We start from the raw sequence: 26,434 nt of genomic DNA on the forward strand, positions 1-26,434 counted from the left end.
TGGTTTCGCGCCGCCGGTCAAAAATACGCATCGACAGTTAAAATTCCTAACGACCGCCGATTTTAACAACAGTATTATTTCTTTTTCTTCTTGGCGGCTTGTGCACGCAACAAGGCGCGGTTCACAGAGCCGGTTTTCTTCTTGGTCTTGCCCGGCCCGCCGAGGTTAATTTTCTTGTTCTTGGCGGCTTTTTCGTGGAATGCCCCGGTGTCTGAAATCTTCGGTTTCTTCAGCAGGAATTTCACTTTCTCTTTTTCTTTTTCCGGCCCGATCAATTGTTTGGAGATTTCCACCGCTTCCGGAAACGGCAACAGGTCGATTTCCTTGTTCATCAGGATTTCCACCTCGATTTTCATGTCGGCTTCACGCGGCGTCACCAAACTTAGCGCATTGCCCGAGCCACCGGCGCGTCCGGTCCGCCCGATGCGGTGGATGTATTGCTCCGGGATTTCCGGCATTTCGAAATTCACCACGTGCGAAATGTCCGAAATGTCCAGGCCGCGCGCCATGATGTCTGTCGTGATCAGGCCACGCAAATCGCCACGCTGGAAATCCGCCATCGCATTCAAACGATAGTTCTGTGATTTGTTGGAATGGATGACGCCGAACTGGCCGGGCAGTAATTCGTCGATCTTGTCGAACAGCAAATCGGCGATGCGCTTGTTGTTCACGAAGACCAGCACGCGCTCCATGGCATCATCGGTTTGGAGCAAATGCACCAGCAAATTCACTTTCGTGTTGAAATTCGGGACATCATACGCCGTTTGCGCGATCTTTTCCAACGGCGTGCCGCTGGGTGCGAGCGTGACTTCCTCCGGGTAATCGAAGAAATCTTCCAAAACGGCATCCACGTCATCGGTCATCGTGGCCGAAAACAGGATGTTTTGTCGTTTGGGCTTCATCATTGCCAGTATCGACGTGAGTTGCGGGCGGAAACCCATATTGAGCATTTCGTCGAATTCGTCGATCACCAACTTTTGTGTTTCGTCGAACCGCAAATAATTGTCCAGCGCCAGATCCATGACGCGGCCCGGCGTTCCCACCAATACGTCAATGCCGTCCATGACGCTGTTTTTCTGCGTGTTGATGTTGACGCCTCCGTAAATCCCGAGCGTGCGTACCGACATGTATTTGGTGAGTTTCTCGACTTCTTCCACCACCTGCACGACGAGTTCGCGCGTCGGGACCAGCACGACGATTTTAGGTGTGTCGGTTGGGGTAAATTTGTACATTTTGAGCAGCGGAAGCAGGTACGCAAAGGTTTTTCCGGTGCCGGTTTGCGCAATGCCCATCATGTCACGGCCAGACATGATCACCGGAAATGCTTTCTCCTGAATGGGCGTCGGCGCCGCGAATCCGAGGTCGTCAATAGCTTTCTGCAGTGATTTCGGGAGGTTGAGCTGTTCAAATGTGGCCATGCTGGAAATTTTCGCAAAGGTAAGCAAACCAAAGTTCTTGTGTGATTTTGTTTTTGGGCGTGCCGGCGCTCCGTAAACTACGCGCCGTCGCGCTGTCCGCACTCGCGTTTGCAGACCTCAGAGGTTTTTAACCCGAGGCGTACCGAACGGTAGGTCGCAGTAGCATGAAACCTCTGAGGTCTTGCAAAGCGCTCACACAATGCTTCCATCGCTCACGCGGCTGTCGCTTCCGTCAAAATCCCTCGAAAACCCCGAGCCCGAACAACGCAAAATCGTATTTCACCGGATCGTTCGGGTCAAATTTCCGCAGCGTCGCATCCAATTCGGCGAGCGCCTTTGCGTCATTCTGTTTGCGTTGGAGCAAGCCGAGTTTGCGTGCCACATTCCCGGAATGCACATCCAGCGGGCAAGACAATGCCGAGGCCGGAATGCTGGTCCAGATGCCCAAATCCACGCGCCGGTCGTCGCGCACCATCCAACGCAGGAACATGTTGATGCGCTTGGCCGCAGAATTATTCATCGGGTCAGAAACGTGTTTGTGCGTACGCGGGCTGTCGGTCGTGGTAAAGAAGATCTTCTTGAATTCGCAGATGCTTTGTTGCATGCCGTTGCCGTTGCGGTGGCGTGCGAAAACAGCCTCAAGTCCGCGGTGTTCGGTATAAACATGTTTGAGGCCGTGCACAAACGCGGCGAAATCTTGTCCGTTAAAGGTGCGGTGAACAAAAGATTGCAACCGGGCCAAATCGTCTTCGGTCGCCGACATCACGAAATCATAGGGCGCGTTGCCCATCAAGTCCATCATTTTGTTGGCGCTCGATATGATTGACTTGCGGTTGCCCCAAGCGATGGTCGCTGCCAGGAATCCGGCAATTTCGATGTCTTCTTTTTGCGTAAACCGATGCGGGATCTGTACCGGGTCGGACGTGATGAAATCCATCCGGTTGTACAAATCCGCTTTTTCGTCCAGGAATGATTTGAGTTCGGATTGCTTCATGTCAACTGCCGCCGCATCCGCCACAACCGCCGCCACAAGAGCTGCCACAACTGCTGCCGCAACTGCTGCCACATGTACTGCCGTGCGCGCCACAACCACTCGCTCCGCCCCAGAATCCGGCGTCTTTCTCTTTCGCATCGGCCATCAACGGTAGGAAAGAGGCTGCCATCACGGCGTTGCCCATCAGGAAAAAGCTCCAATCGGGTGCATCGTCGTGCGTGGGTTCTTGAAGTATCTTGTCACGGAACAGGTTCGGGATGCAATCGCGCAGGAAGAAACGGCTTTCCACTACAAGGTGTCGTATGGCGAGAATCATCACCACAATCAGCAAAAGCGTCAAAAACAGCACGGGTTTGTCGCGTGTCACGCCAATGATGAGACGCGAAAGTCCGATACCGAACAACAACAGCAACAAGGCGAAATTCACGGCAAAATATAGGGTAAACTCCCGCGATGCTTTGAAACGCCTGTCTATTGCTTCGGCCGATTTGGTAATTTGCCGGAACGCGGGTTTTGCCTGCAGTTTATGCGCTAAACTTGAATAATGGATCTTTTCGGCATCGGCTACCGTATCCAGCACGGCGGCGACCATGGCATTTTTGGGTTGCCGGTTGGTCGTCACGCTGATGGTTTTGTCCTTACCGATAGACAGCAACCCATTTTTCACGAGTGTGTTCACATGGCCGTGGATGACATTCACCAACCGTCCGGATTCCATAAACACCAATTCTTCCGGACGAAGTTCTTTAATGAGCGGAAAGCAGCTGATTTCCGTGCCTACTTTTTCCGAAATCCAACGACTGTACTGCATCAGCGAAATGAAAGTAATTACGGTAAGTACGCTGTAGCCGATCAGGAAAGTGTTGGCTGAAATCTCTACAAATAAAGTGCGCAAAGCAAATGCAATAGGGAAGAGCATCGCCAGGAACAGCGCGCCACCCACAAGCAGTATTTTTGCGATATTCCACGCCGAACGCTTGAACGGCAAACTCTCGATCATGGTGTGTTTGGTCCAGTATTCGGGAGGTTGCGGCCCGAAAATACTTTCGTAAAGTGCGGCGGTTCGCTTCTCGGCTTCCCGGAAGGCATCGGCCTGTTTCGGGTCGTGGGTTGACGGCACGTGCGCAATCCTTTTACCGAGCAACTCGCAGAAATCGGCGTACGATTGCGTAAAGATCAAATGTTGGTGCCACACGATGTCGACAATGGGCGAGGGCGACACCATTTGATCGGACGTAGCGGCTAAAAACATGAACTTTTTGTATTCGAGAATCGCACCTTTGGTAAACCCGATGGTCCATTGGTTTTCAAAGGCGAGTCTCGTAGAGAAGCCGTATTCGGCCACAGGTTTGTCCAAGTCAAAGGCTTCGATTTTTTCCCAAGGTGTAGTCATGGCTATGGGTTTTGGATGCGGCCGTCTACCATAGTGAGCTTGCGGTCGGCCATGTTCGCAAGTTCTTCGTTGTGAGTCACGATGACGAACGTCTGCCCGAATTCGTCCCGGAGTTTGAAAAACAATTGGTGCAGGTTTTCTGCAGACTGGGTGTCGAGGTTGCCCGATGGCTCGTCGGCAAAAATCACCGACGGCTTGTTGATGAGCGCCCGCGCCACGGCCACGCGCTGTTGTTCGCCGCCCGAGAGTTCGCCCGGTTTATGGTCGGTACGGTGTCCTAATCCCAAATATTCCAATAACCTTTTGGCTTCGGCCTGTGTCTCGGAAGGTTTTTTCCCGCCGATGTAAGCCGGGATGCACACATTTTCAAGAGCAGTGAATTCCGGCAGCAACTGGTGAAACTGGAAGATGAAGCCGAGGTGCGCGTTGCGGAACTTGGAAAGGTGTTTATCGCTCATCGACAACACGTCCTGACCATCGATGGAAAGTGCGGCGCCGGTTTTTGTGGGCCGGTCTAACGTGCCGAGGATTTGCAGCAACGTGGTTTTTCCGGCACCCGATGCGCCCACGATGGACACGATTTCCCCTTTTTTGATGTGCAGGTCAACCCCTTTCAGGACTTCAAGTTGTCCGTAAGATTTTATGATATTGGTGGCGTCGATCATAAGGATGGCGTGTCAGGTTTGTTGGTTCACAAAGAAAACGAATTTCGGCTGATATTTTACAACGGCGTTAGACACCGCCGCGAGCTTTTCGTTACGGCTTAAAGTTACGTTAACGGCAGTTTTGCGCCTTGGATGTTTGCTTATTTTTGTGAAAATTATTTTATGGACCACACGACTGTTGAAAAAGCCACGTTTGCCGGTGGCTGTTTTTGGTGTACCGAAGCGGTATTTCTGCGTTTGAACGGCGTAAAGCACGTTGTTTCCGGATATATCGGCGGCAAAACCCTAAACCCGACCTATAAAGACATTTGCACTGGCGAAACCGGCCACGCCGAGGCCATCGAAATTACCTTCGACCCGGCGCAACTTTCTTTCGGCGAGCTGCTCGAGATTTTTTTCGCAACGCACGACCCGACGACCATCAACCGCCAAGGAAACGATGTCGGGACGCAATACCGCAGCGAAATTTTTTACCACGATGACAGCCAGCGAGACTTGTCCGAGGCCTACATCAAACTGCTCAACGACGAAAATACGTTCGGCAAGAAAGTGGTGACGCGGCTTTCCCCGGCGACTGTTTTTTATCCGGCCGAAGATTACCATCAGAATTATTTCAACCGCAACCCAGATCAGCCTTATTGTAATTTTGCCATTCCGCCGAAAATTGCGAAACTTGAAGCAAAATTTGCCGATAAACTCAAATCATGACCTACGACGCCGCTTACGAAAACCGCAAACAGCGCAACCTGATCCTCGGGATTGTCTTTGACTGCATTGGGATGCTGTCTTTTTCAATTCCCGGCATCGGGGAATTCTCGGATGTCATCTGGGCGCCCGTTTCAGGATTTCTGATGGTTTGGATGTATAAAGGCATTATCGGAAAAATTTCAGGAAGCATTTCGTTCTTGGAAGAACTTTGCCCGTTCACGGACATCATCCCGACCTTTACGCTGACCTGGATTTACACCTATTACATCAGGCACGATAAAGGAAAGTTTCTTCGTGAGAAGCCGCACTGATTATTTTTCCTTCGGCAATAGAAAACCTAATTTCATGGCGCGCAACATCTTTTTCTCGAACGCCCAGAAAAATTTGAATTGTCCGAACAAAAATCCGAAGCTCACGAGCAAGATTTGGTAAACCGGAAAGATCAAGATGATGTACAGCGGGTAATATACCCAGCCGGAAACGGTGTCTTTTGTAATGCCGAGCCAGGACAATATGGGCTTCGACAGGTACGCGGAAGTGGAACCCGTGACGGCAAACACCACGATAATCATGAAAACCTGAAAGTTGGAGGTAATGCCCCAGCGCGACTTAAATCCCATATTGGTTGATTGTCCCGCAAATATAAGAACTTATCTGTCAGGCACGCGTCCGCCAAGGCGTTGGTTGTATTTATTCTGGAAATAAACGAGGTAATTGTAGAGCAGGTAATTGACTTCGTAGCCGTAGTTGATGCCGGGGTTGTAGTCAATCGGCAACAGATAAAGGTCGCCATAGACCGACGGATTCCTTGCGCGTATGTTCCATTCAAATACCCACGGCCGGTTCTTGCCTTCCAGATACGCTTGCGAATAGTAGTTTCGAGGGTATGCGCGACCAGCGAGCCAAGAGGTAAAACCGGCGTCGATGATGATCACTTCGTATTCAAGCGAGTCGTTCACGATGCGAACCGTGTCATTCTGGGCGATCGGTTTTTCAGGTTGCGGGTTTGAGGTCAAGGTTTTGTTCGACGTGCAGGCCAGCACCAAGACCAACACCAAAACCGTGTAAAGAATTGTTTTCATACGTTTAAAGTTATGAAATGTAGGAGTACAATCCGTCAGTTTGGGTTGGAATTAACAGCCGACAATCAGAACGCGAAAGATTATTAAATGATCGAACAGCCGGGCAATGGAACCATCAATTCTGCTCCACCTTCATCAAACTGATGATTTGTTCGGCGAGTTCTGTTCCGATGCGGTCTTGCGCTTCAAGGGTTGCGGCACCTATGTGCGGCGTGAGTGAAATCTGCGGATGCATCAGCACTTGTATGGCCGGTGTGGGTTCGTCTTCAAATACGTCCAACCCAGCAAAACTGACTTTTCCGCTGTCGAGTGCGTCCACCAGCGCCACTTCGTCTATGATACCGCCGCGCGCGCAGTTTACGATGCCCACACCGTCCTTCATTGCTGCCAATTCTTCCGTACCAATGACGTAGCCGTCTTGAGATGGCACGTGCAACGTAATGAAATCGGCGTGTTTGAAGATGTCTTCCATTGGTTCGGTGATGATGTCTACATTGATGAACTGGCCGTTGTAGAAATCGACTTTTATTTCAGCGTTGCCCACGAATTTATCCGAGGCAATGACGCGCATACCCATCCCCAAGGCGATTTTCGCCACGGCTTTCCCGATGCGTCCAAACCCGATGATGCCGAGTGTTTTGCCGCGCAACTCAATCCCGTTCGCATACGATTTTTTCAAGGCTTCAAAGTTGGTGTCGCCTTCCAGCGGCATGTTGCGGTTGGCATCGTGCAGGAAACGCACGCCAGTAAACAGGTGCGCAAATACCAATTCGGCCACAGATTCTGAAGATGATGCCGGCGTGTTGATGACCTGGATGCCACGGCTGCGCGCGTAATCCACGTCGATGTTGTCCATGCCCACGCCGCCGCGCCCGATGATTTTCAGGCTTGGACACGCGTCGATGATGTCTTGACGCACTTTGGTGGCGCTGCGCACGAGCAATACGCTCACGTGGTTCTGATTGATGAAGTTGGCCACTTGTTCTTGCGCGACTTTAGTGGTGATGACTTCAAATCCGGCTTTTTGCAGGGCTTGGATTCCGGCCGGGGAAAGGCCGTCGTTGGCGAGTATTTTCATTTTTTTAGTTGTTAGTGGCTAGTTGCTAGTTCCTAGTTCCTAGTTGCTAGTTCCTAGTTGTTAGCGCCACAGCCTCTATTTACCATAATTTTTTGTTCCTTCGTGTTCTTCTAGCAACTAAAAACTAGCAACTAGCAACTTCTTCATTTTTGTTCTTCTAACCACTAGCAACTAGCAACTTCTTCATCCTGTAATTTCCAACCGCTTCATCACATCCACCAACACCTGCACGCTTTCTATCGGCATGGCGTTGTACATCGAGGCGCGGTAGCCGCCCACGGAACGGTGTCCGGTAAGGCCTGAAATTCCGGCTTCTTTCCACATTTTGTCGAAATTTTCGGTGTGCGCGATGTCATTCAGGACGAAAGTCGCGTTCATCAGCGAGCGGTCTTCGGTAGCGGCCGTTCCGGTAAACAGCGGGTTTCGGTCAATCTCGTTGTACAGCAACTCGGCTTTGGCGTTGTTGCGTTGTTCCATGGCACCGATGCCACCATTTTCATTGAGCCAGCGCAAGGTTAGGAGCGAGGTGTAGACCGCAAAAACCGACGGCGTGTTGTACATGCTCTCTTTATCGATGTGTTGCTTATAATCCAGTATCGATGGGATTTTACGCCCGGTCTCGCCCAGCGCGTCTTCTTTCACCACGACCAGCGTCACACCGGCCGGACCCATATTTTTCTGGGCGCCCGCATAGATCAAATCGAATTTGGAAAAGTCGATCTGGCGCGAGAAAATGTCGGAACTCATGTCGCAGACCATCGGCACCGGCGAATCCGGGAAACTTTTCATCTGCGTCCCGAAAATCGTGTTGTTGGACGTGCAGTGAAAATAATCCGCATCGGCCGGAATCGTGTAGTCTTTCGGGATGAAATTGTAATTGGATTCCTTGGACGACGCGATGATTTCGGTATGCCCGAACACTTTCGCTTCTTTGATGGCCGCGGCCGCCCAAGTTCCGGTGTCGAGATACGCTGCTTTTCCTTGCATGCCCATGAAATTGTACGGGATGCGCAAGAACTCCATACTCGCGCCGCCTTGCAGGAACAAGGCCTGATAACCCTGCCCGGTCAAGCCCATCAGATCGAGCGACAAGGCACGCGCTTCTTCCATCACGGCCACGAAATCCTTGCTGCGGTGCGAAACTTCCAGGATCGACAAGCCCGAACCGTTGAAATCAAGTACGGCATCGGCAGCCTGACGAAAAACTTCTTGCGGCAAAATGCTCGGTCCGGCGCTGAAATTATGCTTTTTATTCACGGTTTAATTTTTTTGGTGTTCAGGAACATGTGGTTTCGTCCCCAAAAAATTAAGCGACAAATTTCGGGAATAGCAGCCGAAATTGCGAAACGAGTTGTTAAATAATTATGTGATGTTATCAACAAAAACGTTGTAGTCAGTCCATTACAGCTTGACGATTTTATGGGTTTGCAACGTGCGTCCGGCCGTAAACAATTTCAGGAAATAGACACCCGGCGTCAAATCGGTGAAGTCAATGCGGTCGCCCGGCGCATGGATGGTTTTGACCAAGACACCGTTTACGGCATAAATTTCGGCGCTTTCGACAGATTCGGATGCCGATGAAAAAAATATGTTCTCATTCGTAGGGTTTGGCCAAACGCTGCTCGTGCGGTTTGGGTTCGAAAGTCCTAGCGAGGCGTTGATGGCGTAGGCCTTGCCATAATTCGGTTGGCTTTGGATGGGCGCGCCCACGACAAACAAATCTGGCGACATTGCGATGTGTGCGCCGAATGCGTCGTCGAAACCTTCGGCTCCGTTGCCATTCAAAGTTTCCTGGTATGTCCAGACACCGTCGGTTTTTTTGTAGTATAAAGTAGGCGATTTACGCGGCATCAGCAATAAGTAGGTCGCCTTCCCGATAAGCATATGGTCACCCGATACGTCGAAGTCGGTCAGGAAGTTGTCATCATTCGGTAAAAAACAGGGAATGGCTGCCTCTTCAATCCAAAAGCCGTTTTCGTCCGGATGATAGACTAGGATTTCACGATCGTTCAACGCCGAATCCGTACCGCCGCCCACATATAGATTGCCGTTGTCGAGCCTTATCTGCTGTATGTCGTAATCGGGTGTCATGTACGACGTGCCGCCCTGCGAATCCCAGAATGAACCTGCGATGTCATCGTAATAGCGCACGTCTACATCATGCGTTCCGGTCGCCGAATTGTGCGAATAATAAGCAAGTTGGTTGTAATCTACGCCAAAGGTTTGGCCGATGCCGTCGTTGGACACGCTGTAAATAAGATGGTCGAAATCTGGTCCTGAAGGCGAGAGGGCGTAAATGTATATCGCGCCGCTGTTGAAGTTATTCGCCGTGTAGCCCGGCGCCCCCACGAACATCCAGAATCCCGCCATTTTTAGTTTGGAACCGAAATGTTCGTTCGCCATTGCACCAGACGGCGGTGTCACTTTCAGATAGAATTGCCATACGCCATTGTTTTTGCGATAAACGTACACCGCTCCTGAATTCTCGGCGCCTTCATCACAGTAGGGCGCACCAACCGCGGCCCAATCGCCGGAGATGCAGACCGATGCCCCATATGCATCCGAAATCTGCCCGTCGGCGGGTGTAAAGGCCGCAACCTGATTCATATCGGTGCCATTATTTTCAAAGATAAAAACTTGCTGTTGGCCCATAACACTGCCATTCCAAGCCGTGACGATGGCGTTGTTGCCCGATGCGTCAAGACTACTTCCAAAGTTAAACTGCCCCGGCGTCTCCGGCTGGAACGGTGTCAATGACAGCTGAGGCATGGCCCAGTTCGCGCAAAGGCAAAGCAGGGCAAGGGTAAAATTTTTCATGGCTGGAATTTTTAGAAAGATACTAAATTTCCTGTAGGAATTTGATGGTGTCGACATCGTCTGCATAATCCCAAAGCTCAGGTTGCTGTGTTTTCCCGAACGGTACGCTGTAATCAATCACGCCAGAAACAATGCATTGTATTTGGTCGCGGTCGGTTTCGATGCGCTTGGTGACGTCGGACAAATCATCGTAATATTCATAGAATACGCTGGAAATAGGCGAGCCGTACGCAGTGTCTTCCTTGATGGTCAGGAAACCGTTGTCCAGGATGTTGAAGCGGCTCATCAGGAAAACAGCCTTGTTGTAGTCGTAATTGTTGGCATATTTCTCGTAATGGATGATGTCTCCGTAAGCGAACATCGCCTCGAAAAAATCCTTGAAATCGTAGCCTTTCGGGACGAAGAGTTTAGACACGTTGCGGCAGCCCAACCCGAAATAACGGAAAATATCTTCGCCCAATCGTACCAGATCTTCACGGGTTTCTTTTCCGGTCAACACGGCCACCGAATTTCGGTTCTTGCGGATGATACCCGGCTTGTCGCGGAAATAATATTCGAAATACCGCGCCGTGTTGTTGCTTCCGGTTGCGATGACGGCATCGAAATGCCCGAGTTTGCCGTCGGTGAATTCGATGAAATCGTTCAGTTTGGGTGCTACGGCTACGAGATATTTGGCCAGGAACGGCAGCAATTGCTGGTCGTTGGACGATAGCTTGACGAGTGCTTTATGGCCGGAAATCACCACCGACAAAAAATCGTGGAAGCCTACCAGCGGAATGTTTCCGGCCAGGATGAGCGCCACGGTTTTTGGGCTTTTTTCGGCGAAATCGTAACGAGAAAGCCATTGGTCCAGATTCTCGGGCGTGAGCGCATTCGCCCACGATTGTACCGCGAAAAACACCTGTTCGGGCGTGTACCAGCCATTGTGGTGTTGCGCGGTGTGGATCAGGTTTTCAAGTCCGGCAAAAAACGGGTCATTGCACAGCACGTCAGGCTTTTGGGCCGAACCCGAGGAGGCGAATTGCCCAAGGAATTTACCCAATTCAACAAAAGCCTTTTTTTTTGCTGCCAATGTCATCACAAAACTTTTTTATAATGTGTTTTTTTGCTGTAATTTTGCGGCAAAAATACGGGATAATGTTGGAACGCGAAAGCCCGCGTTAGGGATTACAACGGAAATCCTTTTGAAATCCCTTTCAAAAGATTGCAGTGGAAAGCCCGGCGCGTAGCGCAACGCCCAAAATTGAACCCAAATACGATAGCCCATGGCCATTATCATCACCGACGAATGCATCAACTGCGGCGCTTGCGAGCCCGAGTGCCCGAATACTGCCATTTATGAAGGCGCCGACGATTGGCGTTATCGCGATGGCACCAAATTGCGTGGCAAGATCGTGTTGCCCAATGGCGAGACTGTAGATGCCGATGCCGCACAGAAACCTGTTTCAGACGATATCTACTACATTGTCCCCAGCAAATGCACCGAGTGCAAAGGCTTCCACGAAGAGCCGCAGTGCGCCGCGGTTTGCCCGGTTGATTGTTGCGTGCCCGACGAAAACCACGTGGAAAGCGAAGAGACTTTGCTCAACCGACAAGCTTTCTTGCATAACGAATAAACAAAAAATCCTGGACGAGCGTCCAGGATTTTTTCTATATAGCGAGTGTCAAGAAGTTTAGTTCTTGGTGTACACGGTTTTGGTGAACGAATCTGTTTTGTCGTCATACGTTTGGATCACCAGATTGCCGTTGTTGTCGAACGAGGCGTAAGACGTTTGGTTACCCGTACGGTAGATGTACGTATTGTTGCCCATCTGCCTTAACAGTCCGGCGCGTTTTCCCGTGGCGTCGGTCATGGTATAGCCGATGTTGTCTACGCTGACTTTGTATTTGGCACCGCCGATAGAGTAGTACGCAGAGCGATCCACATCCACCACGCGGGTTTTGCCATCTGGCCCGGTTACCGTCACGGTTTCGGTGACTTGCACAGGCGTGGCTTTCATGTCTTTGTTGAGTTCGCCCGATTCTGCGTTTTGGAATTCAATGTTCTGTTTTTCCTTGATGTCTTCCTTGGTGACTACCTTGCGCTCACCGTCCGAATCTTTTACGGTGGTTACCGTTGTTTTACTGATGTCGGTGACGTTGGTATTTTGTGCTGCTGCGCCCGAAGCAAATGCGATTGCGGCCAGGCTTAAGAATAATCTTTTCATGTTCTCTTCGTATTGGTTACAAGGCAAAATTACCGACCTTTCTGAAAATCAGCGTTATAGAATTAGTCCTATGTATTACAGAATTTTCAGTTGCATCGACTATATTTGCACACCTTTATAAAAATCTCATGAAAGCAGGAATCGTCGGATTGCCGAATGTGGGCAAATCAACCTTGTTCAATTGTTTGTCTAACGCCAAAGCGCAGAGTGCGAACTTTCCTTTTTGCACCATCGAACCCAACATCGGTGTGGTGAACGTGCCCGATCCGCGTTTGCAGAAATTGGAAGAATTGGTGAAACCCGAGCGTGTACTTCCTGCTACTGTTGATATTGTGGACATCGCCGGATTGGTGAAAGGCGCGAGCAAAGGCGAAGGTTTGGGCAACCAGTTCTTGGGCAACATCCGCGAGTGTAATGCCATCATCCATGTGTTGCGTTGTTTCGATAACGACAACATCGTACACGTCGAAGGCAACGTGAACCCGATCCGCGACAAGGAAACCATCGACATCGAATTGCAGTTGAAAGATTTGGAAACTGTCGATAAACGCCTCGAGAAAGTAAACCGTGCGGCCAAGACCGGCGACAAAACCGCTTTGGTTGAACAGGATTTGCTCAACCGCATCCGCGAAGCGTTGTTGCAGGCGAAATCTGCACGGACGGTGCAACCCAAAAACGAGGAAGAAGAAGGTTTGGTGGAAAGTTTCCAGTTGATCACGACCAAGCCGGTGTTGTACGTTTGCAATGTTGACGAAGGTTCGGCCGTAAACGGAAACCAATACGTCGAGCAAGTCCGCGAGATGGTGAAGGACGAGAATGCGCAGGTCATTGTTCTGGCCGTTGCCACCGAAGCCGACATCGCCGAACTGGAAACCTACGAAGAACGCCAGATGTTCCTGGAAGATCTCGGTTTGAAAGAGCCGGGCGTTTCCATCCTGATCCGCGCCGCATACAAACTCCTGAACCAGCAAACGTATTTTACCGCCGGGGTGAAGGAAGTGCGCGCCTGGACCATCAATGTAGGCGATACCGCACCGCAAGCCGCAGGCGTGATCCATTCCGATTTTGAAAAAGGTTTCATCCGCGCCGAAGTCATCGCCTACGATGATTATGTACAATACGGCACCGAAGCGAAAGTCAAGGAAGCCGGAAAATTCCGTGTGGAAGGCAAGGAATACATCGTCAAGGACGGCGACGTGATGCATTTCAGGTTCAACGTATAGCTTGAGTCGAAAGAAGAAAGAAGAAAGAGGAAAGAGGAAAGAGAAAAGAGAAAAGAGGAAAGAGGAAAGAGAAAAGACAAAAGAGAAAAGACAAAAGATACGACTTTACATCTAGCCACTAACCACTAACTACTAGCCACTAACCACTAACCACTAGCCACTAACCACTAACCACCAGCAACTAACCCCATGAAAATCATCGCCTTCGCCGGAAGCAATTCTTCCAGATCGATCAATAAAAAACTCGCCACCTACGCAACGTCTTTGTTTGACAATGCCGACGTTGAAATCCTGGATTTGAATGATTACGAACTGCCGTTGTTCAGTATTGACCGTGAGGCCGTGCTCGGAAAACCGCAATTGGCGCAAGATTTCCTGGATAAGATTGCCTCAGCCGATTTGCTCGTGGTGTCGCTTGCCGAAAACAACGGGAATTATTCGGCGGCATTCAAGAACTTGTTCGATTGGTGTTCGCGCAACCGGAACGATGTGTTCCAAGACAAACCGATGCTGCTCATGGCCACTTCTCCCGGACGTCGCGGCGGACGCAGCGTGCTGGACATTGCGCAAAGCAACCTGCCGCGTTACGGCGGCAACATCAAGGCGGAGTTTTCGTTGCCGTTGTTCAACGAGGCTTTCGATGTGGCCAAAGGTGTTATTTCGGATGCAAACAAAGACGCCGAACTCAAAAGCATCGTGTCGCAGTTCACGGCTTTATAAACGATTTAACTTTTTCCGCGCACTTTTTTACCGTTGAGAATCGTTTCTATCGTACCGAAACCATTTCGGGACAGACGATGAAGAAGATCATTTCCGGCATTTTGCTGCTTTTCGTATCGGTCATGTCTGCGCAATATGAAAGCGTGGATGCCGCCGTACGGTCGTATCCGGATTTTTCCGATGCAGACAAACTGGCCGCGCGAATCAGCAAGGATTTCAAGACAGACATTGATAAAGCCCGCGCCATTTACACCTGGATCGGGACGCATATCGCCTATGACATGAAAGCGTTGTACAGCCAGCAGAACGGCGGCATCGCGTTCAGTTACACCACGCCCGAAGACCGCATGCAGAAAGAGCGCGCATTCCGCCTCAACTTGGTGAAAAAGACCATGCGCAGCAAAAAGGCGATTTGCGAAGGTTACGCGAGTTTGTTCACGTATTTGTGCGCGATGACCGATTTGCCGGCCGTCATCATTCCCGGTACGTCCAAGACCAGCCACACCGAAATCGGGAAATTGCCCACCGAAGGCGACCACACCTGGAATGCCGTCAAGATCAACGGCGCGTGGCAACTCATTGACGTGACTTGGGCTGCAGGCGTAGTCAGGGGCAATGAGAAAAAGTTTACACCCGTATTCAACGACGCGTATTTTTGCACCGACCCGGATTTGTTTTTCCTGAACCATTTCCCGGATGATAAGCGCTGGCTTTTGACCGACCGTTCTGCCGAGGAATTTGCCGAACTGCCGTTTTATTACCCGACATACCTCAAAAGCGATTACCGCATCAACGCCGACAAAGGTGCCATCCTGTTTCCGAAGAATACCGGCGTCAGGTTCAAGATCGAGAATCTGGACCCGGGAGACGAACTTTACTATATCACCAGCCGCGACAACACGCTCGACCGACTCATCGTGGATGAACACAACCACTTCGTGATTCCGCCCAGCGCCAAACTCTCCGGCTACCTGACGATTTTTGTGAACATGAAACCGCTGGTGGCGTATAAGATTGTGAGAGGATAGTGGCTAGTTTCTAGTGGCTGGTTGTTAGATACTTTGAGTGGCCGGGACATTTTCTCTCATCGAGATGTGTCCGCGTGACGGATTGGAGCAAAGTGCCGCGCACTGCGGAAAGCCGGACGGCGTTGAAAAGATTCGTTGATAGCGATGGACGGGATTAACGCCGGCACGCCCAAAAGCCCCATATTCTTATCACCGCGCAACAGCAGGCTAGACCACTTATCTAGCCACTAGCAACTAACAACTAACAACTAGCAACTAACCACTAGCCACTAGCCACTAACTTTGTCAATATCCCGTTTGATAACTTTCCCGAAAACGCCTTTAAAAATCTTGGTTTATCAGTTAAATTAGCGCACACCCAAGAAATCCAGCGCGGCCAATGGCAGAAACTACTTATACCGAAGACAACATCCGATCGCTAGATTGGAAAGAGCATATCCGGATGCGTCCGGGCATGTACATCGGGAAATTGGGCGACGGTTCATCGCCCGACGACGGCATTTACATCTTGCTCAAGGAAGTGATCGACAACTGTATCGACGAATTCGTCATGGGCGCGGGCAAGACCATCGAAGTAACCATCAAGGACAAGACCGTCACGGTGCGCGATTACGGCCGCGGCATTCCCTTGGGCAAAGTGGTCGATGTGGTGTCAAAAATGAACACTGGCGGCAAGTATGACTCGCTGGCGTTCAAGAAATCGGTCGGTTTGAATGGCGTCGGTACCAAAGCCGTGAACGCCTTGTCGAATTATTTCAGGGTAGAATCGGTGCGCGACGACAAACAGAAAGCCGCTGAATTCTCTGCCGGTAACCTGACTTTGGAAGAAGACATCATTGACACGACCAAGCGCAAAGGCACGAAAGTCATTTTCGTCCCGGACGACACGATTTTCAAGAACTTCAAGTTCCGTAACGAGTACGTCGTGAAAATGCTCAAGAATTATTGCTATTTGAACAATGGCTTGACGATTCTCTACAACGGCGAGAAATACTATTCCGAAAACGGACTCAAGGATTTGCTGGCCGAAACCATTGCGGTGGAAGACCAGGAATACCCGATCATCCATTTGAAGGGCGACGACATCGAGATTGCCATGACGCACTCCAAAACCCAGTATTCCGAAGAATATTACTCGTTCGTCAACGGGCAGAATACCACGCAGGGAGGCACGCATTTGGGCGCTTTCCGGGAAGCTGCCGTGAAAACCATCCGCGAATTCTACAACAAGCCGTTCGAGGGTTCGGACATCCGCAAATCCATCGTCAGCGCCATTTCGGTAAAAGTCATGGAGCCGGTGTTCGAATCGCAGACCAAGACCAAACTGGGTTCCACCGAAATGGGGCCGGGGTTGGCTTCCGTCCGGACGTTCATCAACGATTTCGTGAAGACCAACCTCGACAACTTTTTACATAAAAATCCCGAAGTGGCCGACGCGCTCCTGCGCAAGATTTTGCAGGCCGAACGCGAACGCAAGGAATTGTCGGGCATTCGGAAACTGGCCCGCGACCGCGCCAAGAAGGCCAGCCTGCACAACAAAAAGCTCCGCGATTGCCGCGTGCATTTGACCGATACGAAAAACCCGAAATCGCTGGAAAGCACGTTGTTCATCACCGAGGGCGATTCTGCGTCGGGTTCCATCACCAAGTCGCGCGACGTGAATACGCAGGCCGTGTTCTCGCTCCGGGGCAAGCCGCTCAATTCGTACGGCATGTCCAAGAAAATCGTGTACGAGAACGAGGAATTCAACCTCTTGCAGGCCGCACTCGACATCGAGGACGAAATGGAAAACCTGCGCTACAACAACATCGTCATCGCGACCGACGCCGACGTGGACGGCATGCACATCCGGTTGCTTTTGATTACGTTTTTCCTGCAGTTTTTCCCCGAACTCATCAAGGAAAACCACTTGTACATCCTGCAAACGCCGTTGTTCCGCGTACGGAATAAAAAAGAAACCATTTATTGCTATTCAGACGAAGAGCGTGTGGCAGCCATAGAAAAACTGAAGCCGAAGCCTGAAATCACGCGATTCAAAGGATTGGGCGAGATTTCCCCGGACGAATTCGCGCATTTCATCGGCGAGGACATCCGGCTCGATCCGGTGATGCTCGACACGGCGACTTCCATCGAGAAGCTGCTCGAGTTTTACATGGGCAAGAACACGCCCGACCGGCAAGAATTCATCATCAACAATTTGAAGGTGGAGATCGATGCGGTGGACAGCAATTAGCAATGAATAATTAATAATTAATAGCGTGTTGCAGCTTCCGGCCGCCGACATCTAGCCACCTTTGAAATAAAAAGGAGGAAGCCCAATGGGCTTCAGGTATTTTTGCTTTAGCAAAACACTAAAAACCAAATGGAGGAAGAAGAAGAATTAACTAACATCCCCGAGCAAGATGGCGATGACATCGTCGAAGGCCAGCCTTCCGCCGGCGACCATTTCTACGACCACGACGAAGTAAACCCCGACGACACCATCACGAAAGTTACCGGGATGTACAAGGATTGGTTCCTGGATTATGCGTCATACGTCATTTTGGAGCGTGCGGTGCCGGCCATCGAGGACGGTTTCAAACCCGTACAGCGCCGCATCATGCATGCACTCAAGGAACTCGACGACGGGCGTTACAACAAAGTCGCCAACGTGGTCGGGCATACCATGCAATACCATCCGCACGGCGACGCCAGTATCGGCGATGCCATGGTGCAGATCGGGCAAAAGGACTTGCTCATTGACACGCAGGGCAACTGGGGCAACATCTTAACCGGCGACGGCGCGGCAGCATCGCGTTACATTGAGGCGCGTTTGTCCAAGTTCGCGCTCGAGGTTTTGTACAGCCCGAAAATCACCGAATGGGGCATGTCTTATGACGGACGAAAGGCCGAACCTATCCATCTTCCGGTCAAATTCCCGCTGCTTTTGGCCCAGGGCGGCGAAGGCATCGCGGTAGGGTTGTCTACGAAAATTCTCCCGCACAATTTCAATGAACTCATCGACGCGTCCATCCGCATCCTGAAAGGGAAGTCGTTCCAACTGTTCCCGGATTTCCAGACTGCCGGTATCGCCGACGTGTCCAATTACAACGACGGGATGCGCGGCGGCCGTGTGCGCGTACGGGCAAAGATTGCACAGCTCGACAAGCAAACGCTGGTGATATCGCAAATTCCGTTTTCGACCAATACATCGACGTTGATCGATTCGATCTTGAAAGCCAATGAGAAAGGCAAGATCAAGATCAAGAAAATCGAGGACAATACGGCGGCCGAAGTCGAAATCCTGATCCATCTGTATCCAGGCGTGTCGCCAGACAAAACCATCGATGCGTTGTTTGCGTTTACCGCATGTGAAACCTCGGTGGCGCCATTGGGCTGCGTGATTGAAGACAACAAGCCGCGGTTCGTGGGCGTGTCTGAAATGCTTCGGGTTTCCACGCACCGCACGGTGGACTTACTGAAGAAGGAACTGGAAATCCTGTTGAGCGAACTCGAGGAGAGCTGGCATTTCCAATCACTCGAGCGCATCTTCATCGAAAATCGGATTTACCGTTTGATTGAAGAAGAGGAAACCTGGGAAGGCGTGATTGCGGCCATCGACAAAGGCCTGAAGCCACACACCAAGCATTTGAAGCGTGCGGTCACCGAAGACGACATCGTCCGGCTCACGGAAATCCGGATTAAAAGGATTTCCAAATTCGACATCGACAAGGCGCAGGAAAAAATCGAAGCGCTCGAAGGCGAGATTGAACAAGTGAAACACGACCTGGCCAACCTGACCGATTTTGCGATTGCCTATTTTACCAGGCTGAAAGAGAAATACGGAAAAGGCCGCGAACGCCAAACCGAGTTGCGTATTTTCGACGTCATCCAATCTACGAAGGTCGTGCTCCGCAATACGAAATTGTACGTCAATAGGGAAGAAGGCTTCGTGGGCACGGCGCTCAAGAAAGACGAATACGTGGCCGATTGTTCAGACATCGATGACATCATCGTGTTCCTGCGCGACGGCACGATGATGGTCACCAAAGTGTCGGACAAAGCCTTCGTGGGCAAAGACATCATCCACGTAGCAGTTTTCGACAAAAACGACAAGCGCACCATTTACAACATGGTGTACCGCGACGGAAAATCAGGGCCATCGTACATCAAGCGTTTCAACGTGTCGGGCGTGACCCGCGACAAGGCGTACGATTTGACCAACGGCACCAAGGGTTCACAAATCCTGTATTTTTCGTGTAATCCGAACGGCGAGGCGGAAACCATTACGATTTTGCTGCGTCAGATCGGCACTATAAAAAAGTTGAAATGGGACATGGATTTTGCCGAGATCGCCATCAAAGGCCGCGCGTCCAAGGGCAACACGGTAACGAAATATCCGATCAAGAAAATCGAACTCAAGGAAAAAGGCATTTCCACGCTCAAACCGCGCAAAATCTGGTTTGACGATACCGTCCAGAAACTCAATGTAGATGAACGCGGCGAACTGTTGGGTGAATTCCGTCCTAACGACCGCTTGCTGATCATCAACCAATCGGGCAAGCTCAAAACCATCGTGCCTGAACTCACGACACACTTCGACGAAGATATGGTCGTGCTCGAGAAATGGATCCCGAACAAGCCGATTTCCGTGATTTATTTCGATGGCGAAAAAGAGCGTTATTTCGTGAAGCGTTTCCTGGTGGAAAACGAAGGCAAGGAAGAAATCTTTATTTCGGAACACCCGAATTCACAAATGGAAATTGTCCTGACGGATTACCGTCCGCAGGCCGAGGTCGTTTTTGCGAAAGTGAAAGGCAACCAAAAGCCGAACCTGACCATCGATTTGGAATCGTTCATCACGGTGAAAGGCATTAAGGCGTTGGGCAACCAATTGACCTCAGACAAAATCAAGCAAATCAACCGTTTGGAACCGCTGCCATACGAGCCGCCGGTAGAAGTCATTCCGGAAGAGTTGGAAGTGGAAGGCAACACGACCGTAGCCGATGTCGATGCTGATGCCGGTGATGTGCAAGTGGACGACGAAGGCCAGATTACCCTTTTCTAGAAAACAACCACGAATTCACGAATAGATTAATTCGCGAATTCGTGGCCGAAAAAAAGCCGCGGGAATCTGCGGCTTTTTGTTTTTACTTCTGTTGTTTCTTCTTTTTTTCCGAATCGATGATCGCACCGGTACCGGCACCAACACCACCACCGGCCAATCCGCCGATCACGGCACCACGTCCGGGTTTGTCCTTGTCGATCACGGCGCCGGTCACTGCGCCCACGCCGGCTCCGATGACTGCCCCTTTGGCAGCACCGCTCCAGCCTTTGCGCTGCTCTACGGTTGTGGTGTTGCCGTTCTCGCGGATGATGACGGTTTTCTGCTGTTGGGCGGCGACGGCTTTCATCGAGTCGATGGTGCGCTGTTTGGCCAGTTCGGCTTCTTTGGCTGCTTCCACCGCTTTGAGTGAATCGATGGTCCTGAGGCGTGCTTCTTCGGCGATCTGTGCTTCTTTTTCTGCATTTCGACAAGACATGATGGCCGTTGCGGAAAGCAGGATTAAAGCAAATCTTTGAATCGTTTTCATGGCTTTATTATTTTAGAGTTTACCTGAAATTACCCAAAAAAATCGTGCCTTACAGCCGATTTAGCATTCCCTTAACGGGTTAAAAAAATGCAAAAGCCACGGGCAAACTAGGCTGGCCGTGGCTTCCGGTATGTTTTGAAAAATAAGGTTTTTAGTGTTTTTTCACTTTTTTCATCCGCTTCATGTTCAGGACTTCTACGCCCAGGGAAAACGCGATAGCGAAATACAGATAGCCTTTTGGAATCGGCGTAACATGGTTGCCGAAGAACGACGCTTCAGACAAATGCGCGGCTTCGGTCACGAGCATGAACCCAATCAGGATCAGGAATGACAGCGCCAAGATTTGGATTGATGGATGCTTGTTGACGAATTGGCCCACCGGAACGGCAAACTGCATCATCACCATCACGGAGATGATCACCGCGGTAATCATGATGTATAGCGCGCCTTCCACGCCATTGGTCATGCCCACAGCCGTCAGGATACTGTCAAACGAAAAAACGATGTCGATCATGATGATCTGCAAGATGACTTTGCTGAATTTCTTCGCCGCCGATCTGCCGATTTCCTTTTCTTCCTGGCCGTGCTCATCGACCTTTTCGCGGATTTCATTGGTACTTTTGTACAAAAGGAACAAACCACCCAGCAGCAAAATCAGGCTTTGCCCGGTGACTTTTGCGCTGAAGGCTTCCGTTTGGAATTCAAACCAAGGTTTTTTCATCCCAATCAGGATGCTGATGCCGAAGAGTAGTGCAATCCGCATGAACATGGCCAGGAACATCCCGATCTTAGTAGCGCGCTTGCGGTCTTCCTCGGCCAATTTCCCGGTGGTGATCGAGATGAAGATGATGTTGTCTATACCCAGTACGATTTCTAGGAAAGTTAAAGTCAGTAAAGCAATCCAGGCGTTCGGATTGGACAGGATTTCGATCATTTCAGTTGATTTTGGTTACGGTGCCGGTTTGCTTGACGTCGCTGTCTACTTCACCGAATTCAAAAGTATAGGAATTTTTTGAGGTGTTCAAGATTTTAATCGCATAGGCTTTCTTTTCGGCCATATTTTTTGGGTGTTTCTGCTTTACGATGTATTCACAATCGCTCACCCAACGTACGGTAGCCGTATCGGTCTTGCCTTGGTAGGTCTCGATTTGGATGGAATCGTTTCGCTCGAGCATCGTGATTTGCTTTTGCCCATTGACCTCAAATTCCACCTGGAACTTCCCGGTCTTGAAGGCTGCGCAATTGCGCTCTTGTTGTTTGAAGCAAGACGTCAGCACAAGGCCAATGCCTGCCAACCACAGCATTCTTTTCATTTTTTCAGTTTCTTAAGTTCGGCATCCGTGAACTGGCCGATGGTTTTGTCTTTCGAGAATTTGTCTGCATTGTAATCAGTCGATTGGTTCTTCGGGATCGACAGACTTTCCCAAGCGCCGTTTTTCAGCATTTTGGCATAAAACACGATTTGCCCGATGTGATACGGATAGTGCGCCAGTTGCCGGTTGATGGCTTCCATGACCGTGTGGCCTTCATTGCGGATGTAAACGATGTCGTCCAGTTGGTCATCGGTCAAACCATCGAGCGCATCGAACAGGCATGTCCAGCCTTTTTCCCACGCCGTCAGCAAGTCGGTCTTGGCTTGGTGGGCATCGGCAAGTTCGGGGTTTTCCTCGAATTCGCCGTCGCGGTCGCGCCAGGTTTTTTCGCCGTCGGACGTCAGGAAATCTGTCCAGCGCGACAGCATATTGCCAGACAAATGTTTCACGATGACCGCAATGCTGTTCGTGTCTTCATTGGCCGAAGTGAACAATTGCCCTGGCTCGAGTTGGTGCATGGCTTTTTCGCCGAGGGTTTTATAGTAGCGGAAAAGTTGTTTTGTACTGTCTAGATAGCTCATGGTGTAGTTGTTAGTTGCTAGTTGCTAGTTTTTAGTTGCTAGTTTTTAGTTGTTGGTGATTTGTCCCAACCTTAGCTATTCATTATTCAATATTAATTGTGAATTGTCAATTGTCAATTGTCAATTGTCAATTGTCAACTGATCCTAATATCATACTTCTCCAGCAACCCCGGAAGCCCGTCCTGCGAAAACTTTGCCTTTTCCATCGGGTTGAATTGCGGATCGATTTTGTAATTGTAGGCCGACGAAAAATCCGCACTTTTTAAAATGGTATTGTCGAATACGGCACCGTCAAGGTTGCAACCGGAAAAATCTGAACCCGTCACATCTGCACCGGCGAAATTCACGCCCTTTAGCGAACAACTGGAGAATACGGTCTTGGGCATTTTCCGGCCGGTGAACCACGAATAATCGAGGGTTGAATCATGCGCGCCGATGGCAAACAGGAACGGGTCGGCCTCGTCGAAAGGGATGCCGAGCAATTTACAATCCTTGAACGTTACGGTTTTGAGGCCGGTTTGCGGGAACTTCACCATAGACAGGTTGCAGCCGGTGAACGTACAGTCTATGAATGTGCATTCGGTAAAAACCGTGTTGGAGAAATCACAATGTACGAAAGAACAGCCATCGAATTCCCGTCCGGTAACACGCGCGTCCATGCGTATGATTTTCTCGAAAGTCTTGTCGATGTTGATGAAATCGTCCATCATTCGTCGGTTTGGCTTTTTAATATTGTCCTGATTCCGCGCAAGAGCATGATGACGGCGAACACGCACAGGATGATGCCCAGTCCGAGCACTGGGATGAACATCGTGTGGCCTTGGTTCTTGAACGCGCTATGGATGATGGACGGCCCGATGAAAAAGAACGGCAAACCGATGAAGGCGTAGGCGATGCCGCGGTTGAGGATTTGTTTGTTGGTAGGCATTTCTTAAGTCGAAAGTCAAAGGTCGAAGACCTCCTGATTAAAGATTAAATTTATCGGCGTTGTATTGATCTACGGCTTTGCGGACGCTGCCGTAGGTGGATAACAACACCGACGCTTCTTCATACGTGACGGGAATTTCGCCCATGATCATGCGTACGCCGCGGTCAACCAGTTTGTTGTTCGAGAGTTGCATGTCCACCATCTTGTTGCCTTTCACACGGCCGAGTTGGATCATCGTGGCGGTAGAAACCATGTTGAGCACGAGTTTTTGCGCCGTGCCGGCTTTCATGCGTGAGCTTCCGGTGACGAATTCTGGGCCCACGACAACCACGACGGGGAATTGTGCCGTCAAAGCCAGCGGACTGCCGTCATTGCACGTAATGCAACCTGTAACGATTTTGTGTTGGTTGCATTGTTCCAAGCCGCCGATGACGTATGGCGTGGTGCCCGATGCGGCAATCCCGATGACGACGTCTTTGTCTGAAATGGTGTGCTGCTGCAAGTCTTTCCAGGCTTGGTCCACATTGTCTTCGGCGTTTTCTACGGCACGGCGGATGGCTTTGTCGCCGCCGGCAATAAGCCCGTTCACCAAGTCATGCGGTACGCCGAAGGTTGGCGGGCACTCGGACGCATCGACGATGCCCAGCCTGCCGGAAGTTCCGGCGCCGATGTAAAACAGACGCCCACCGTTTTTTAGTTTGCCGACCACTTCAGACACCAACCGCTCGATTTGCGGCAAGGCTTTCTCCACCGCCAACGGAACGGTTTGGTCTTCGGCATTGATGTGCGCGAGCAACTCATTGACCGGCATGTGTTCAAGGCTGTCGTAGCGGGAAGGTTGTTCGGTGGTTTTGGTGAAGGTCATGTTTGGTTCAAGGTGTAAAGTTCAAAGTTTAGCGGTTTGACACTTGAGACTGACTTTTATTTTCCAACTTTAACAAAATTTACGGTCTTTCCGCAATTCGGTTTTTCGGAATTTCGTTAGGGATACTACCCGATTTCCCCTACCCTGTAGTGAAGATACGCGGCAACCCGCAAAACCCACTACGGCAAACCCGTACCAAATCCTAAAAAATTCAACAAAAACGTAAACCGATATCCAGTCTTTCTTCTTTCAGCTTCGCGGTCTTTCCTCTTTTGTTTTCTGACGTTCAAAGATACGAAGTTTCGGGTGATATTTTCACATGATTCGCTGGCCCGCGTTAGGGATGGAAGCGGCATCCTTTTGCAGCGTGCAACGGAGCAAAAGATACAGCGTACAGCCCGGCGCAAAGCGCAACGCCCTACAAAAAAGCTGCGGAAAGAATGCCCAGCGCGATCATGGTGAGTTTGGCCAGGTTGAATTTGTGGTTCTCGGTGGCCTCGAAAATGATGGTGGACGAAATGTGGAACAGGATGCCGATGACTACCGCGGTGATTTCGTTGTAATAGTGATTGACCTGCGGCACGAACTGCGAAACGGCCGTACCCAGCGGTGTCATGAGCGCAAAGGCCAGCATGAAGATGAAAATCGAGGTTTTGTTGAGTTTGGCGCTCACAAAGAAAATGGTCAGGATGATCGCGATGGGGAAGTGGTGCACCGCAATGGCGATGGCCATGTCGTGGTGGTGGCTCACCGGAAACCCTTCGAGCAGCGCGTGCAGGCATAAACTGATGAATAAAGCCCACGGAATGTTGCGCATTTCATGGTGGCCGTGGACGTGTCCGTGTTCTGCGCCCTTAGAGAAAAATTCCAGGACGATTTGAAAAAGGATGCCGCCCATGATGAACAACCCTATTGATTTTCCGTGGCTTTCGTAGACTTCCGGGAGCAAATGCATGACCGTGAGCGAGAGTAGGAACGACCCGCTGAACGACAACAGCAACTTGATCCGGGATTTGTTCTCGGGACGCAGGAAAAACGCAAAGCCGTAGCCGGCGAGTACGGCCAGCATCGGGATAAGGTATTGCATCATTTGAAAATCATGATAAGGCGTTCGGAACTTTTCGGGCTGTATTTGTGCAATTTGTAATCGCCGAAGACTTCAAGCAAGTGGATGCCCGCGGTTTCCATCATGCCTTCGAAATCCTCGAGTGTAAAGGCGCGGACTTTTTCGGTGAAATGGTAGGCGCAGCCTTGGTCTTCAAAGTCGATTTCCTTGTAGATGTTGCCATCGATGTGAAAGCGTTTGATGTGGAAGTCAATGCCGTCGACGGTTTTGGTTTCTTGTGGCACCAAACTGTCAATGACTTGTTGGGCGTTGAGGAAGTCAATGACGCCAAAGCCGTATTCACCCAAGCTGTCGCGGATGGCGGCCAGCGTTTTCAGGTTGTCCTGGTCGTCGTCAAAATACCCGAAGCTGGTGAACAGGTTGAGCACGGCGTCAAATTGCAACCCACTGAACGGCTGGCGCATGTCGTGAACGCAGAAATGAAGCGTGTCGTTCTCGAATTGTTTGGCTTCGGCGATGGAATTCTCGGACAAATCTGCGCCCGTGACGTCAAACCCCAGTTGGTTCAAATAAATCGAGTGGCGGCCTTTGCCACAGGCCAGGTCGAGGATTTTCGCGTTGTCGGGCAAATTCAGGTAATTGGTGATGTTGTCCATGAAGAGCTGCGCCTCAGTATAATCGCGGTCTTTGTAAAGGATGTGGTAATAAGGCGTATCAAACCACGAGGCGTACCAGTTGTTGCAATTCTTGGCTTTGGGCGTGTTGGACATTTATC

28 protein-coding genes are annotated in these 26,434 nt (G+C 50.5%); 8 read left to right on the forward strand and 20 right to left on the reverse strand.

The window, feature by feature from the left end; genetic code table 11:
- Positions 1 to 74: 74 nt before the first annotated feature.
- The 4 genes from ACM9J1_RS00240 to ACM9J1_RS00255 form a co-directional block, all read right to left on the reverse strand.
- Complete coding sequence (locus ACM9J1_RS00240) at positions 75 to 1,418, reverse strand: DEAD/DEAH box helicase (RefSeq protein ID WP_415579804.1); 1,344 nt, start codon at positions 1,416 to 1,418, stop codon at positions 75 to 77.
- Between the two features lie 232 nt (positions 1,419 to 1,650).
- Entirely contained in the window at positions 1,651 to 2,412 is a 762-nt protein-coding gene (locus ACM9J1_RS00245) for a TIGR02757 family protein (protein WP_415579805.1), read from the reverse strand.
- A gap of 1 nt (position 2,413) precedes the next feature.
- Entirely contained in the window at positions 2,414 to 3,805 is a 1,392-nt protein-coding gene (locus ACM9J1_RS00250; protein WP_415579806.1) for a TIGR04222 domain-containing membrane protein, read from the reverse strand.
- Positions 3,806 to 3,807: 2 nt separating this feature from the next.
- Positions 3,808 to 4,470, reverse strand: coding sequence for an ABC transporter ATP-binding protein (locus ACM9J1_RS00255; protein ID WP_415579807.1), 663 nt, complete (start codon positions 4,468 to 4,470; stop codon positions 3,808 to 3,810).
- A 162-nt stretch (positions 4,471 to 4,632) separates the two neighbouring features.
- Here ACM9J1_RS00255 and msrA point away from each other — a divergent pair, with 162 nt between their 5' ends.
- Together msrA and ACM9J1_RS00265 are read left to right on the forward strand one after the other, a co-directional pair.
- Positions 4,633 to 5,178: a peptide-methionine (S)-S-oxide reductase MsrA gene (msrA, locus tag ACM9J1_RS00260; protein ID WP_415579808.1), complete on the forward strand. Its 546-nt coding sequence runs from the start codon at positions 4,633 to 4,635 to the stop codon at positions 5,176 to 5,178.
- Positions 5,175 to 5,489 carry a hypothetical protein gene (locus ACM9J1_RS00265; protein WP_415579810.1) on the forward strand — a complete coding sequence of 105 codons (315 nt, stop codon included), beginning with the start codon at positions 5,175 to 5,177 and terminating at the stop codon, positions 5,487 to 5,489. The genes msrA and ACM9J1_RS00265 overlap by 4 nt, the downstream gene beginning before the upstream one ends.
- On the opposite strand, the gene ACM9J1_RS00270 is transcribed toward ACM9J1_RS00265, so the two are convergent.
- From ACM9J1_RS00270 to ACM9J1_RS00295, 6 genes are all read right to left on the reverse strand, one after another.
- Entirely contained in the window at positions 5,490 to 5,798 is a 309-nt protein-coding gene (locus ACM9J1_RS00270) for a DUF6787 family protein (RefSeq protein ID WP_415579811.1), read from the reverse strand.
- 30 nt (positions 5,799 to 5,828) lie between these two features.
- On the reverse strand, positions 5,829 to 6,260 hold the full coding sequence (locus ACM9J1_RS00275) for a DUF6146 family protein (RefSeq protein WP_415579812.1): 432 nt from the start codon (positions 6,258 to 6,260) through the stop codon (positions 5,829 to 5,831).
- Between the two features lie 115 nt (positions 6,261 to 6,375).
- The gene (locus ACM9J1_RS00280; protein ID WP_415579814.1) at positions 6,376 to 7,338 is read right to left on the reverse strand and encodes a D-2-hydroxyacid dehydrogenase; all 963 of its coding nucleotides are present in this window, start codon (positions 7,336 to 7,338) and stop codon (positions 6,376 to 6,378) included.
- Positions 7,339 to 7,521: 183 nt separating this feature from the next.
- A complete protein-coding gene (gene serC / locus ACM9J1_RS00285; protein ID WP_415579815.1) occupies positions 7,522 to 8,595 on the reverse strand; it encodes a 3-phosphoserine/phosphohydroxythreonine transaminase in 1,074 nt (357 codons plus the stop codon).
- A gap of 144 nt (positions 8,596 to 8,739) precedes the next feature.
- Positions 8,740 to 10,155 carry a T9SS type A sorting domain-containing protein gene (locus ACM9J1_RS00290; RefSeq protein WP_415579816.1) on the reverse strand — a complete coding sequence of 472 codons (1,416 nt, stop codon included), beginning with the start codon at positions 10,153 to 10,155 and terminating at the stop codon, positions 8,740 to 8,742.
- Positions 10,156 to 10,177: 22 nt separating this feature from the next.
- A complete protein-coding gene (locus ACM9J1_RS00295; protein ID WP_415579817.1) occupies positions 10,178 to 11,233 on the reverse strand; it encodes an acyl-CoA reductase in 1,056 nt (351 codons plus the stop codon).
- A 187-nt stretch (positions 11,234 to 11,420) separates the two neighbouring features.
- Between ACM9J1_RS00295 and ACM9J1_RS00300 the strand changes: the two genes are divergently transcribed.
- Entirely contained in the window at positions 11,421 to 11,771 is a 351-nt protein-coding gene (locus tag ACM9J1_RS00300; RefSeq protein ID WP_415579818.1) for a 4Fe-4S dicluster domain-containing protein, read from the forward strand.
- A 57-nt stretch (positions 11,772 to 11,828) separates the two neighbouring features.
- Here the strand turns inward: ACM9J1_RS00300 and ACM9J1_RS00305 are convergent, their stop codons facing one another.
- The gene (locus ACM9J1_RS00305; RefSeq protein WP_415579819.1) at positions 11,829 to 12,362 is read right to left on the reverse strand and encodes a hypothetical protein; all 534 of its coding nucleotides are present in this window, start codon (positions 12,360 to 12,362) and stop codon (positions 11,829 to 11,831) included.
- A gap of 128 nt (positions 12,363 to 12,490) precedes the next feature.
- On the opposite strand from ACM9J1_RS00305, the gene ychF reads away from it, so the two are divergent.
- From ychF to ACM9J1_RS00330, 5 genes are all read left to right on the forward strand, one after another.
- Positions 12,491 to 13,585: a redox-regulated ATPase YchF gene (ychF, locus tag ACM9J1_RS00310; RefSeq protein WP_415579820.1), complete on the forward strand. Its 1,095-nt coding sequence runs from the start codon at positions 12,491 to 12,493 to the stop codon at positions 13,583 to 13,585.
- Between the two features lie 189 nt (positions 13,586 to 13,774).
- Positions 13,775 to 14,305, forward strand: coding sequence for an NADPH-dependent FMN reductase (locus ACM9J1_RS00315; protein WP_415579821.1), 531 nt, complete (start codon positions 13,775 to 13,777; stop codon positions 14,303 to 14,305).
- Positions 14,306 to 14,382: 77 nt separating this feature from the next.
- Complete coding sequence (locus ACM9J1_RS00320; protein ID WP_415579822.1) at positions 14,383 to 15,333, forward strand: transglutaminase domain-containing protein; 951 nt, start codon at positions 14,383 to 14,385, stop codon at positions 15,331 to 15,333.
- A gap of 379 nt (positions 15,334 to 15,712) precedes the next feature.
- On the forward strand, positions 15,713 to 17,566 hold the full coding sequence (locus tag ACM9J1_RS00325; RefSeq protein WP_415579824.1) for a DNA topoisomerase IV subunit B: 1,854 nt from the start codon (positions 15,713 to 15,715) through the stop codon (positions 17,564 to 17,566).
- A 129-nt stretch (positions 17,567 to 17,695) separates the two neighbouring features.
- Positions 17,696 to 20,380: a DNA gyrase/topoisomerase IV subunit A gene (locus tag ACM9J1_RS00330; RefSeq protein WP_415579825.1), complete on the forward strand. Its 2,685-nt coding sequence runs from the start codon at positions 17,696 to 17,698 to the stop codon at positions 20,378 to 20,380.
- 82 nt (positions 20,381 to 20,462) lie between these two features.
- On the opposite strand, the gene ACM9J1_RS00335 is transcribed toward ACM9J1_RS00330, so the two are convergent.
- The 9 genes from ACM9J1_RS00335 to ACM9J1_RS00375 form a co-directional block, all read right to left on the reverse strand.
- Positions 20,463 to 20,906 (reverse strand): YMGG-like glycine zipper-containing protein, encoded by a 444-nt coding sequence (locus tag ACM9J1_RS00335; protein ID WP_415579827.1) that lies wholly within the window; start codon positions 20,904 to 20,906, stop codon positions 20,463 to 20,465.
- A 151-nt stretch (positions 20,907 to 21,057) separates the two neighbouring features.
- Positions 21,058 to 21,837, reverse strand: a complete 780-nt coding sequence (locus tag ACM9J1_RS00340) for a TerC family protein (RefSeq protein WP_415580440.1) — start codon at positions 21,835 to 21,837, stop codon at positions 21,058 to 21,060.
- Between the two features lie 4 nt (positions 21,838 to 21,841).
- Entirely contained in the window at positions 21,842 to 22,219 is a 378-nt protein-coding gene (locus tag ACM9J1_RS00345; protein WP_415579828.1) for a DNA topoisomerase IV, read from the reverse strand.
- Entirely contained in the window at positions 22,216 to 22,800 is a 585-nt protein-coding gene (locus ACM9J1_RS00350) for a DUF1572 family protein (RefSeq protein ID WP_415579829.1), read from the reverse strand. Before ACM9J1_RS00350 ends, ACM9J1_RS00345 begins: the two co-directional genes overlap by 4 nt.
- A 134-nt stretch (positions 22,801 to 22,934) precedes the next feature.
- Positions 22,935 to 23,510 carry a pentapeptide repeat-containing protein gene (locus ACM9J1_RS00355; RefSeq protein ID WP_415579830.1) on the reverse strand — a complete coding sequence of 192 codons (576 nt, stop codon included), beginning with the start codon at positions 23,508 to 23,510 and terminating at the stop codon, positions 22,935 to 22,937.
- Positions 23,507 to 23,728, reverse strand: a complete 222-nt coding sequence (locus ACM9J1_RS00360; protein WP_415579831.1) for a DUF6095 family protein — start codon at positions 23,726 to 23,728, stop codon at positions 23,507 to 23,509. The genes ACM9J1_RS00355 and ACM9J1_RS00360 overlap by 4 nt, the downstream gene beginning before the upstream one ends.
- Positions 23,729 to 23,765: 37 nt before the next feature.
- Positions 23,766 to 24,593, reverse strand: a complete 828-nt coding sequence (gene murQ, locus ACM9J1_RS00365) for an N-acetylmuramic acid 6-phosphate etherase (RefSeq protein WP_415579832.1) — start codon at positions 24,591 to 24,593, stop codon at positions 23,766 to 23,768.
- Between the two features lie 418 nt (positions 24,594 to 25,011).
- Positions 25,012 to 25,680, reverse strand: coding sequence for a ZIP family metal transporter (locus tag ACM9J1_RS00370; protein WP_415580441.1), 669 nt, complete (start codon positions 25,678 to 25,680; stop codon positions 25,012 to 25,014).
- Positions 25,680 to 26,429 carry a class I SAM-dependent methyltransferase gene (locus ACM9J1_RS00375; protein ID WP_415579833.1) on the reverse strand — a complete coding sequence of 250 codons (750 nt, stop codon included), beginning with the start codon at positions 26,427 to 26,429 and terminating at the stop codon, positions 25,680 to 25,682. Before ACM9J1_RS00375 ends, ACM9J1_RS00370 begins: the two co-directional genes overlap by 1 nt.
- Positions 26,430 to 26,434 lie beyond the last annotated feature (5 nt).

The sequence above is a fragment of the Flavobacterium longum genome, assembly GCF_965137575.1.
GTDB classification, from domain to species: domain Bacteria; phylum Bacteroidota; class Bacteroidia; order Flavobacteriales; family Flavobacteriaceae; genus Flavobacterium; species Flavobacterium longum.